Annotated in this window: 10 protein-coding genes; 7 read left to right on the top strand and 3 right to left on the bottom strand. The window is 43.8% G+C overall.

Annotated features, from left to right (window positions below):
- Positions 1–135 precede the first annotated feature (135 nt).
- The 4 genes from COR50_RS00725 (at position 136) to COR50_RS00705 (ending at position 3794) form a co-directional block, all read left to right on the top strand.
- Complete coding sequence (locus COR50_RS00725) at positions 136–573, top strand: hypothetical protein (protein ID WP_098192189.1); 438 nt, start codon at positions 136–138, stop codon at positions 571–573.
- A 465-nt stretch (positions 574–1038) separates the two neighbouring features.
- Entirely contained in the window at positions 1039–1353 is a 315-nt protein-coding gene (locus tag COR50_RS00715) for a DUF3467 domain-containing protein (RefSeq protein WP_098192187.1), read from the top strand.
- A 30-nt stretch (positions 1354–1383) separates the two neighbouring features.
- Positions 1384–2457: an Ldh family oxidoreductase gene (locus tag COR50_RS00710; protein WP_098192186.1), complete on the top strand. Its 1074-nt coding sequence runs from the start codon at positions 1384–1386 to the stop codon at positions 2455–2457.
- A 17-nt stretch (positions 2458–2474) separates the two neighbouring features.
- Positions 2475–3794 (top strand): aspartate kinase, encoded by a 1320-nt coding sequence (locus COR50_RS00705; RefSeq protein WP_098192185.1) that lies wholly within the window; start codon positions 2475–2477, stop codon positions 3792–3794.
- A 180-nt stretch (positions 3795–3974) separates the two neighbouring features.
- Here COR50_RS00705 and COR50_RS00700 read toward each other — a convergent pair whose 3' ends face one another.
- Both COR50_RS00700 and dinB read right to left on the bottom strand, forming a co-directional pair.
- A complete protein-coding gene (locus COR50_RS00700) occupies positions 3975–6935 on the bottom strand; it encodes a DNA polymerase III subunit alpha (RefSeq protein WP_098192184.1) in 2961 nt (986 codons plus the stop codon).
- A 22-nt stretch (positions 6936–6957) separates the two neighbouring features.
- Positions 6958–8190: a DNA polymerase IV gene (gene dinB / locus COR50_RS00695; RefSeq protein WP_098192183.1), complete on the bottom strand. Its 1233-nt coding sequence runs from the start codon at positions 8188–8190 to the stop codon at positions 6958–6960.
- Positions 8191–8384: 194 nt separating this feature from the next.
- Here dinB and COR50_RS00690 point away from each other — a divergent pair, with 194 nt between their 5' ends.
- Positions 8385–9056, top strand: a complete 672-nt coding sequence (locus COR50_RS00690) for an SdpI family protein (RefSeq protein WP_098192182.1) — start codon at positions 8385–8387, stop codon at positions 9054–9056.
- A 176-nt stretch (positions 9057–9232) separates the two neighbouring features.
- Here COR50_RS00690 and COR50_RS00685 read toward each other — a convergent pair whose 3' ends face one another.
- On the bottom strand, positions 9233–9691 hold the full coding sequence (locus COR50_RS00685; RefSeq protein WP_098192181.1) for a hypothetical protein: 459 nt from the start codon (positions 9689–9691) through the stop codon (positions 9233–9235).
- 114 nt (positions 9692–9805) lie between these two features.
- On the opposite strand from COR50_RS00685, the gene COR50_RS00680 reads away from it, so the two are divergent.
- Positions 9806–10561, top strand: coding sequence for an XRE family transcriptional regulator (locus COR50_RS00680; protein ID WP_098192180.1), 756 nt, complete (start codon positions 9806–9808; stop codon positions 10559–10561).
- 1123 nt (positions 10562–11684) lie between these two features.
- The gene (locus COR50_RS00675; RefSeq protein WP_098192179.1) at positions 11685–12020 is read left to right on the top strand and encodes a WYL domain-containing protein; all 336 of its coding nucleotides are present in this window, start codon (positions 11685–11687) and stop codon (positions 12018–12020) included.
- Positions 12021–12062 lie beyond the last annotated feature (42 nt).

The raw sequence follows: 12062 nt of genomic DNA, 5'->3' as shown, positions 1-12062 counted from the left end.
CATCCTGTTCATTCCTTTTTTCTTATTTTAATGAACTATAATTTCTTATTCCCTAGATCCATTGAACCAATGAGAAGAAATTCATTGTATGTAATAACCTTGATTGCTCTGGTGGGGTTATTAATCCCAGGTTGTATGACCGTAAACAAATACGATTATAAAAAATCTCAAAATAGGAATACCCAAGAACTTGATTACGGCTACTTCCTTCCCACCAGCAAGAAAAAGCTTAAAAGGAAAATACAACCCCCGTACCGCTTGCTCAACCAGATGAAAGCATTTAGGGTTGAACTCGATAATTTCCCTTACACTTGGGAACAATTTCTCGTAAGATCCTCCGATAACCGCCAAACTGCCCAACAAATGAACGAACTCGGTTTCCATGATCTATATGTTTCTTACTCGCAGCGGGATTCCATGGTGGTCGATTTCCAATTTGAGCTAAAACGGGGCGATAAGGAAAGCAATCAATTAAGTAAATTCTACCCGGGAAGGATCATCTTTACCTATTCCGACAGCATGTTTTATTCCCATACTCAATTTTGGAGACCATTTCAGAAAAAGGGTAGCTAGCCCTGTCTGCCGTTTTTTAAATTCATTTAATATCATCACTGTCCGGCTAAACTTGTTTTGAATTTACCTGTATTCCTTGCCGATTATGGAATACTAGCTAAGGATGGTATGTTTTAAATGCAGGGTAGCTTCCCCTAAGAAAATAAGAACGCTTCGTACTGTGGATAGCGAAGTGAAGCCTGGTTATACCGTAGTAGAAATGCTCCATCGGGCGGGCCGTCATGGCCAATTTGTGCCCTTTTTTGGGCAAGCAATAAGGTACAAGAAACGGGCAGATGGGCATTGAGTCGAACTTTTAACGGTGATCATTGCTATTCCACGTTGAAAATTTAGTAGGACAATAACCATTTAATAATTTACCCTATCCCCAAAAATATTCCCAAATTCCAGGCTTACTTACAAAAAAAACACCAAATCCGCCTAGTCTTTTCTATTTTTGTGCTTTCTTAATGATTATTTTATATTATGGAAAATCAGAACGAAGAGCAGAACCAGTTAAATATAGAGCTAAGCGAAGAGGTTGCTGATGGTACGTATGCCAATCTTGCCGTTATTACTCACTCCCCTTCGGAATTTGTAGTTGATTTTATCAACGTGATGCCCGGAATGCCTAAGGCTAGGGTAAAATCCCGCGTTATTCTGACTCCTCAACATGCCAAACGCCTGATGAAAGCCTTGTCGGATAATATCAAGAAGTATGAAGCTACCCATGGTGTTATCCAGGATCAAGAGCCCGTTTCGCTGCCCATGAACTTTGGTGGCCCTACTGCTCAAGCTTAAGGATTGATTAGTGTTTAGTTTAATTGTGCGATGGAACAGAATTTCTCTTACGAACAACTGGTACATTTTACCCGGAAAGTATTTTCCCTGATGGGTTGCCCGGACGACCATGCCATTTTAGCTAGTAATGTATTGCTTGCGGCCGATGCCAGGGGGATTGACTCCCACGGGGTGGCCAGGTTGAGCGGATATGTAAGGTTATGGGAGGCTGGACGTATTAACCCGGTTCCAGATATTAAGATCATTCATCAAACCCCTAGTACCGCTACCGTGGATGGGGATAAAGGTCTTGGCCTCGTCGTGGCGCCTTTCGCGATGAAAGTCGCGATCGAAAAAGCCGCGCTGGTCGGCTCCGGCTGGGTGAGTGTAAAAAACTCTAACCATTTCGGTATTGCTGGGCAGCATGCCATGATGGCATTGGAACAGGATATGATCGGGATGGCTATGACAAATGCCAGTCCTTTAGTAGCGCCCACTTTTGCTACCGAGCGAATGTTAGGCACTAACCCGATCGCTGTTGCTATTCCGGCAGATCGCCAGCCGCCTTTCGTGGCCGATTTTGCTACCACTACAGCTGCCAACGGAAAACTCGAGATATTACAAAGAAAAGAACATGAGGCGCCAATTGGTTGGGTGCAGGATAAAGATGGCCATTGTTCTACGGATCCAAATATTTTAAAACAAGGGGGAGCCTTGCTGCCGCTGGGTGGCGATCGCGACCACGGTAGCCATAAGGGGTATTGCCTGGGTGCTATCGTCGATATATTCTCCGCGGTATTATCGGGCGCTAATTATGGCCCTTGGGCGCCGCCTTTCGTAAGCTTTTTACCTTTACCGCCGAACCCGGTTGGTGAAGGCTTGGGACATTTCTTCGGGGCCATGAGGGTAGACGGTTTCCGACCGGCCAATGAATTTAAATCACATATGGATCAATGGATCGAAAGGTTCAGGAATACGGAAGCTGTGGATGGTAAGAAGGTATTGATTCCCGGCGATCCGGAACGCGAGATGGAAGCTATCAGGATGAAAGAGGGGATCCCCCTGTTAGCACCGGTGGTAAAAGATCTAAAAGAATTGGCATCTAAATTTAAAATTGATTTCTAAGTATATATCAACACAAAATGAAAGTCTTAAAATTTGGTGGTACCTCAGTAGGTAAACCGGAACGAATGCATTCGGTGGCTCAATTAATTACAGCCGACCAAGATACTAAAATCGTAGTACTTTCCGCTCTCTCCGGTACTACAAACGCATTAGTGGAGATCGGGCAATCTTTGTCTGATGGTAAGAAGGTACAAGCCAAACAACAGATCGATAAGTTGGAAAGCCATTACCGCGGCTTCGTGGATCAATTGGTGAGTACTCCCGAAGGTAAGCAGCATGCCAATGCCATCGTGGACGAACATTTTGAGTTCCTGAACATCATCCTGAAAATTTCTTTCAACGAAGCTTTGAATAAAGATATTCTTGCACAGGGTGAGTTGTTGTCTACAAAATTGTTCAATGCATATTTGGTGGAAAAAGGCGTAAAAGCTGTCTTGTTACCTGCCCTGGAGTTCATGAGCATCGATGAAAATGATGAACCTGAAATTCCTAAGATCAAAGCTAAATTGGCTGCTTTTGTAGATAAAAATAAAGGGATCAATTTATTCATTACCCAGGGTTATATCTGCCGCAACGCGCGCGGTGAAGTGGATAACCTCAAACGTGGCGGTAGCGATTATTCTGCTTCCCTGATCGGTGCGGCGATCCAGGCTTCCGAAGTGCAGATTTGGACAGACATCGACGGTATGCACAACAACGATCCGCGTATCGTGGATAAAACATTCCCGATCGATCAATTGTCTTTCGACGAAGCGGCGGAGTTGGCTTATTTCGGTGCTAAAATTTTACACCCTGCCTCTATCTGGCCTGCACAGCATTTCAATATCCCGGTTAAGTTGCTGAACACGATGCAACCGGATGCTAAAGGAACGATCATTACGGAAATGCCAAATGGTAACGGCGCCAAGGCGATCGCGGCAAAAGACGGCATTATCGCTATTAAGATCAAATCCAGCCGCATGCTTTTGGCTTATGGTTTCTTGAGGAAAATATTCGAGGTGTTCGAAAAGTATCGCACCCCGATCGATATGATCACCACTTCTGAAGTGGCGGTTTCTTTAACGATCGATCAATCCCAATTCCTCGATCAAATCGTGAAGGAGTTACAACCTTTCGGGACCGTGGAACTCGACCATCACCAGGCGATCGTTTCAATCGTTGGTAACGAAGTAGCCGCCACCCCGGAAATTTTGAGCAGGCTGTTTGATTCATTGAAGGAAATTCCTTTAAGGATGATCTCTTACGGTGGTAGTAGGCATAATATTTCTATATTGGTAGCTGCCCAATATAAAAATCAAACATTGCAATTATTGAATAAAGGGTTGTTTAATTTATAAGCAACTGCTACTTTATAATATGAAAGCAGGAATCCGATTAGGGGTTCCTGCTTTTTTGTAGATATAGGGTAATTGTGAAAGTTAATTCTAGAATCGCATGCCGTACGGAACCGGTATGATAAATCTTTCGAAAAGGCTGGTTCATTACTATCCCAGGATGAGCTTTTTCAGCCGGATCAACTATATGCGCTGGTAGAAGTTAGGAACCGTATCTTCAAAGTAACCCACCTTGTGCATATATTCTACATTCACGCTGAGGACATCAAATTCTTCCATAACGATGCCTGTCATGCTGTAAAAACCGGCTTTTTGTAAAGGATACTTATGCAAACTTTTCGGGAAATGCACGGTATCGAGGAAATTATGTTCCCTGTCCAGGAAGGTGCCGAAGCACATCAGTTCCCCTTTGCTGGTCCGTGAATACTTCGTGCAAACGAGGTAGCCCAATACTTTCACTTGTTGCCCTGTTTTTCCTACTAGCCCGGATACGGGTGTATATGCTTCCTGTTGATGTTTCAAGGCAGCAAAGGGGGATGCTAATGAGAAGCCTATTAAATCTATTTCATCGAATGCATCTTCATGCTCACGCTGTGCCAGCGTAGGTAATTGCCAGTCGGTGGGCGGCGGTTTGAACAGGGGAATATGAATATCATTTCCCTTGTAATGCCTTTGCAGGATAGAACTTTTCCATAATAAAGATTTCTTGTCTTGCCCGGTAAACGAGAAGGCGTTGATGCGTATCAATATTTCCAATTGTTGCGGCGCGGGATCTGTTCGTTCGATGAAATCTTCAAGATGTGCGAATGGCCCGAATTGCCGGCGATTGCGCAATACCTGCTCTATCCATTGTTGTTCTAGCCTTTCTACATGGATAAAACCCATGTACACTTTTTTTCCCTGTATATTAGTAAGGTAATCGCTGCGGTTGATGCAGGGGGGATATACCTCGGCGCCTGTTTTTTGTAATTCACGGAAGTATAATTCACGGTTATAAAATCCCCCGAAATTATTAATCACCGCCACCATAAATTCCATCGGGTAATAAGTCTTGAGATACAAGCTCTGGTAACTTTCTATTGCAAAGCTGGCGGAATGCGCCTTGGAAAATGAATAATTCGCAAAGCTGGCAATCTGCCGCCATATTTCTTCGCTTACATCAGCCGGGCGACCTAATTGCCGGCAGTTCTCGAAAAACATATCCCGTATTTTTACGAACTGATCATTCCCCCGGTATTTTCCGGCCATTGCCCTGCGTAAAATATCTGCATCGGCCAGGTCTAATTGCGCGTAATGATGGGCTACCTTGATCACATCTTCCTGGTACACCATGACCCCGTAAGTTTCGGACAGCAATTCTTTCATGATAGGATGTAAATATTGCGCCTGCCCGGGATGGTGGAAGTTTGTAATATACTGCCGCATCATTCCGGATTGCGCCACGCCGGGCCTGATGATAGAACTGGCTGCTACCAACGTGAGGTAGTCATTACATCTCAACTTTAACAACAATTGTCGCATCGCGGGCGATTCAATATAAAAACAACCGATCGTATTTACTTCCTGTAATTGCTTGTTGATTTCCGGGTCCCGGATAAATTCCTGTACCCGGTGAATATCGATATCAATTCCTTTATTCACTTTCACGAGATCGATGGCATCGCGGATATGCCCCAATCCCCGTTGACTTAAAATATCAAACTTGTATAAACCGATCGCTTCGGCTAGGTGCATGTCGAACTGCGTGGTAATAAATCCTTTCGGTGGCAAATGTGTACTGCAATATTGATGTATCGGCTCTTCGCTGATTAATATACCGCCTGCATGTATACTGAGATGATTCGGAAATTTTTCCAACAGGGAACCGTAAAACCATATTTTACTTTGAATCGAATCATTCCCATCGAGGCTTACCTGCTGTGGTGTGCCTAGTATTTTATCAATTTCCTTCTTCGGTAAGCCGTAAACTTTTCCCAGCTCCCTGATAATGGCATTTACCTGGAAGGTAGTGATCGTGCCGATAAGCGCAGTATGCCTTTCCCCGTATTTCTCAAATATATAACGGGTGATTTCATCCCTATCTTTCCAGGAAAAATCCATATCAAAATCGGGTGGCGAGCTTCTGTAAGGATTGAGGAACCTTTCAAAATATAAATCTAACGCGATAGGATCTACGTTGGTAATGCGCAGGCAATAGGCAACGATGGAATTGGCGCCGCTCCCGCGGCCAACGTAAAAAAATCCCCGTTCATTGGCAAAGCGGATAATATCCCAGGTAATTAAAAAGTAGGCGGTAAAATTCAAATCCGAAACAACCTTGAGTTCTTTTTCTATACGGTACAATGCCTCGCTATTGCCATCCCCGTAGCGTTCTTTCATTCCTTTCATTGTCAGATCCCGTAATAACTTGGCATCTTCGGCGGCGCTAGCGGTAAAATATTTCTTATTGCGCGCTTGTTTAAAATCAAATTGAATATTACAGGCATCCAGCAGCCGTAAAGTATTTTGCACGATGGCCGGGTGATCTTGAAAAGCTTTTACGAGCTGCGCGGGCGGTATAAAAGTTTCCCCTTCTTTTGCTAAGCTTTCGGGCGGGAGCTGCGTGATGAGTAAATTTTGATCTACTGCCCGGAGCAGTTGATGCAACTCCCGGTGAACTTTATCTTGGTACGTTACGGGTTGCAACACGACCAATTTTTCACCGTACGCCGCGGGTTGTAAGCGGAACAGCTTATTGATCTCCGCCACTCGCACACCGATATATTCATGCGCCGCCAGGTCATGTAATGACCTTTGTCCCCATGCATATATAACAAACACGTCTTTAAAATGGGGAGCTTGGGCGGGAAAATCTTTTTCCTGCTGAAGATGTTCACTGAGGAAATTGTTGATTTGCAGCCAACCATCCATATTGCGGGCCAGCAAAATATACTGAAAAGAATTCCCGTTGCGGCATTCGATACCTAATACCGGTTTGATTTTATATTCGCGGCAACACTGTACAAACATCCAGGCATCGGTAGTACAATTGATATTGGTCAGCGCGAGGCTGCTCACACCCAATTGCCAGGCGGTACTGACCAATTTCTTGGTATCTATAGTACCGTATTTCAAACTGAACCAACTCTTACAATTAATATACATCTCGCCACCTCCTCTTTTTCGTTTAACGTCCCGGGTAACGTTTTTTGAATGTACCCACTCCCTTGGGCAGGTAAGGATTTACCGCCTCCGGCCTGTGTTCGTGGTTGACATGCGCAGCCCTCACCAGGTATTGGCTGCCGAATTGATCCTTGATGCTGTCGATTGCCTGGTACAGTGCAATCATCTCCTGCGTATCGTCAAAAAGGTTGATCTGGTAATTGCCTTGCACGAGCTGGCTGAACCGGATGCCGATCAGGCGTATCAGCAATCGCCTGTCGTACAGTTTATGGAACAGTGATTTTACTTTTTCCAGCAGGACATGATCGCAAGCGGTATAAGCGATTGTCATTTGCTTGGTCACCGTTTCGAAATCCGAATAACGGATCTTGACCGTAATACAGCCGGTTAATTTGTTCTGCTGCCGTAATTCGAACCCGATCTTCTCCGTCATCCTGACCAGTTCCCGGTGGATGAATTGCAGGTCGATGGTGTCGGTAGGAAAAGTATGTTCCGTAGAGATCGATTTTTGTTCATGGTACGGTACCACCGGGGATTCATCGATGCCATTGGCCCTATTCCAGAGGGCGATCCCGTTTTTCCCCATCCAGGCTTCTAATAAGCCGATGGGAATTTCGCTGAGCGTTTGCACCGTTTCCACGCCGCGGCGGCGGAGTTGGGCAGAGGTTTCCCTGCCTACCATCGGCAGTTTTTCCACGGGCATCGGGGCGAGGAATATTTTTTCGTTGCCGAAAGCAATTTCCATTTGCCCGTTGGGTTTGGCTTCATTCGTAGCCACTTTCGAAACCATCTTGTTGGACGCTAAACCGAAGGATATCGGTAACCGGGTTTTGCGCATGATTTTTTGCCGTAACTCGGTAGTCCATTTCAGGGAGCCGAAAAATTTATCCATCCCGGTAAGGTCGAGGTAAAACTCATCGATCGAAGCTTTTTCATAAAGTGGCGCCGATTCGGAAATCGCTTCGGTTACCTCCCGGGAGAAGTAGCTGTATTGCTCCATATCCCCACTTCTGACAATGGCATGGGGGCACAAGCGTAAGGCCGTTTTCATCGGCATGGCGGAGTGGATACCAAATTTCCTGGCCTCGTAGCTACAGGCCGAAACAACCCCGCGGTCACTTTGTCCGCCGATTAATAAGGGTTTGCCTTTCAAACTTTTATCATGCAAACATTCCACCGACACAAAGAAACAGTCGAGATCAAAATGAGCAATCGTACGGTGTTGTAACGTGATCATGACGGGTTAAAATTAGAATTCAAAAATACTAAAAATATTAGCAAAACTAAATTAATTAGTATTTTATTTTTTTTGTTAATAGCAGCTTAAAAAAGGAGGGCATTCAAACAAAAATGGCACAAATACTGTAAATAATAGTATAGCAGTGGCCAGTGAGAATTAACGATGAATTGTTTCACTTAAAACTACGTGACATGAATAGACCCAATTATTTTAAGGAAGTCGGTATCATTGCTCTCGTATTTTTGCCGATGATTTATTTGGGGATCGTTTGGACCAGTATTCCTAATATATTCCCTTCTAACTACAACATCTTCACGGGCACACCGGAAAGGATCGGTGAAAGAACGGACTTCCTATTTTTGATGATGTGCTTATTCATCATCAACTTCGGATTATACGCCCTGTTCCGCTACATTCCCCGTAGCCCCGGAACTTTGCAGCAAAGCGACGAGATTACCCGGCATAAGTATTATAATATTAGGTTCAGGATACATTTTTACCTGGGTTTAATGGATGCCATCGTAATTTGGATGGCCCAACGTGGCAATGTCTTGTTCCTCGAAAAATGGGTATTTATCGGCATCGGTATCCTGTTGGCAACCATCGGGTTCTACCTGCGGAATGTACCGCCGAACAATTATATCGGCGTGAGAACGCCCTGGACTTTAAAAAGCACGGTAAATTGGACTTTAACCCACCATATGACTTCGCGTTTGTGGATATTTTCCGGCGTAGGGATTATCATAGGTGGATTGTTCGTGCCGATGTTTACGGGAATGTTTATAGTATGTATTATAATGGGAGCGATAGCTTATTGGCCTTTTACGTACTCTTACCGCTTATATTACAAAGAACAGGGATAAAGTTAACACCGTAAACCTGTTTGTACTCCCCGGCGTATGCATCTGGGATGAATATTAAGGGGATCGTATGCTTTATTAAGTAGAAGCATGCGGAAGATGGTGTTAAAAGGCACAAAAAAATCGCCGGTACTTCAAACTACCGGCGATTTGTATTTTATAAGAAAAAATATCATCCATTAATTAGGAAACCAGCCCCTGCTCAATGCTTCGCGGAAGGGCCAAGGAATCAACAGCAATAAAACAATGAAGGATAAACCGAAGAACACCAAGGCTAATTTATGTTTTTTAGCATCGGTAGTAGCTTTCTTGATTTTAGAACGACCGATATGTAATAAGGCCAAGGAAATCAAGGCCATTACCGTATGTTCTACCGTGAAAAAACGTAAGGTTGGGTTCTTCATAGCAGCACCCATATCCGCAGTTGCAGATTGAATTAATGGGCTGATGAAGAATAGTATCAAACCTACCACCACCTGTAAGTCGAAAAAGATCATGTAAAATAAGCTCGCTTTATTGTCTGCATTAGAATAGGGAGCTTGGCTATTCACGCCTTTAAATGCGCGGATAATTGCCCAAAGCCCGGCTAACAATATCAAATACCGCAAGATAGCATGCACGAATAAGAGTGTTGTCATAGTATCAGATTTTTTACCAGGAACAAAAATAAGCCTTGCGGACAAGAATATTTGGTATTTTAGAAAAATATTTGCTAAATTTGTTAGTATTATTTACTAAATAAATTAGATAGGATGTCTATCGTTTGCCGAAATCTGAAGCACCTGCGTAAACAAAAGGGCTGGACCCAGCAGGAATTTGCCGATAAGTTAAATATTAAGCGTTCGCTTTTGGGTGCTTATGAGGAAGAGCGTGCAGAGCCCCGTACAGAGGTATTAGAGCAAGTGAGCGATATGTTCAGGGTTTCTATCGATGATTTGTTGAGAAGGGATCTCAGCTCTTCGAAGGAAAGTTTCCTGGAAAGGCGCCGCCAACAAAAATTGTATGACAACAACCGCCAAAGCATTGTATTCGTTCCGGTGAAAGCTGCTGCCGGTTACCTGGCAGGTTATAATGATGATGAGTTTATTGAAGAATTGAATACATTCACTTTGCCAATGCTTGGCGCAGGTGATTTCCGCGCGTTCGAGATCGCGGGAGACTCCATGCTACCCACACCTTCCGGAAGTGTGATTGTTTGCCATAAGGTGGATAAATGGGATGACATCCGCAACAATGAAGCCCATATCGTGGTAACCAGCCGCGAAGGAATTGTTTACAAAAGGGTGCTGAAAAGCAACCGCGCCAAAAATAAAGTGACCCTCGTATCTGATAACCCGCAATATGAACCTTACCCGGTTACAATGGAAGATGTGCTGGAAATATGGCAAGCCGATGCCGTCATCCAGAAGTTTGGCAACCAATCCCGCTTAAGTGTCAACCATTTAGCCGATATGGTAAACTCCCTGCAAGAACAAGTCAGTATGTTGAAGAAAAAAATCAAGAACTGATCATTCCTAGGACTTCATCAAATAAACAGGAACTCGCGGTATGGGTGGAGAATTTCAATTCACATGTATTCGAAACCTAATCATTCGTGTCTACCTAGTTTGTAACTTTAGCAACTCCATCTAGAATATTAAGAAAGTCGCTCTATTTCGAACTTCCAAGACAATGTTGTTCGAAACCAGGGGGCGGCTTTTGAATGCTCTGTCGCAATGCCCCAAGACATTTGCTGGTTCGAGCTTCCAAGCTCGGACCCAGGTACAATTGAGGAAATTCACAATTGTACCCGAAAGAAAATGATACTTACTTCTTGCACCAGCTAACCAATAGCGGGATTCCTAATGCGGCCGTACACGATGTTCTGTCAGCAGAATATTGTTCCACATGGAAGTTCGAAGTCCGAGCTTGGAAGCCATAGTTATTCAAAAACCTTCATTCATGTTAAATAAAGGAGTACCGGTATTTCCCGCTAAATTATTCAACGGGTTACGTAAGAAATAGAAAACTGATGCCCGGTAACACGGTAGTACAGAAGCCGGGTCGGGCGGGGCCGTAATGGCCAATTTGGCCCCAAGTCTTTGTAACTTTCTTTGGAAAGCAAAGAAAGTTACAGTGTTAGCGAACTGGTAATAAGTAAACGAGCCAATTAAGGTGCGTAATTAATTTAGCAGAAAAATGGAACATCCATTATGAAAGTTTCCAGGCAATTAAATTGAATACCGGGTTATGAACACCTGTAGCTTGTAAGCTAGAACCAGGAAGGGTTTTGGGGATACAAAACTTCATAGCAATAAAATGTCCAATCAAGCAAATTTCAATGCCGGTAAACAAATAGCACCCGGAAATCCGGCGAATCGAAATTTCGATTTCGCATGCACAGCAGCGAATAGCTTTAGCTAAGAAATTCAAATCAGCAAGAGAAAAACAAAACAACGTAACAACCAGGTTGGTAAGGAATATAATTAGTTAGGATCGGTAACTTATCAATGCCTAAGCATATAACCGCGCATCAATTTAAAAGCCTAAAATAAGGGTGTTTCCAGGCTTTTTATTAAATTGTGCTTTCTTCCCGCGCATAGTGGGAGCATCTAACCGGTATTATTGCCTCCTAATAACAAACCTAACCACATGTACAGTACCCTGCATTTATTACATATGGCTATTGCAGAACGGAAACCTGTAGAGTTTGACTACAGCGTTCCCGGCGCAGCACCCGGTAAAAGAATAGGGCATCCCCATGCCGTGTTTTCTACCAGTCAAGGCCATATTCATGTAGATATTTACAAAATCAGCGGTGCATGTACCGACCCTTCAGATGCTCTGCCCATTTGGAAAGAATACCGGATCGAGTTTATTTCAAATATGGTTTTACTCGAACATGAACCTTTTGAAATTGCGCCCAGCTTCAATATGGAAGCAAATAAATACGAGAAAATCATCGATGCGGTAGGCCTAAAAAAATAGGTCGTTCCCCGGGAGGAACGACCTGAGATTGATCGATTTTAT

Source organism: Chitinophaga caeni, from assembly GCF_002557795.1.
Lineage (GTDB): Bacteria > Bacteroidota > Bacteroidia > Chitinophagales > Chitinophagaceae > Chitinophaga > Chitinophaga caeni.
The sequence above is the reverse complement of the archived record's forward strand: the minus strand, read 5'-3'. Positions and strand labels throughout refer to the sequence as shown.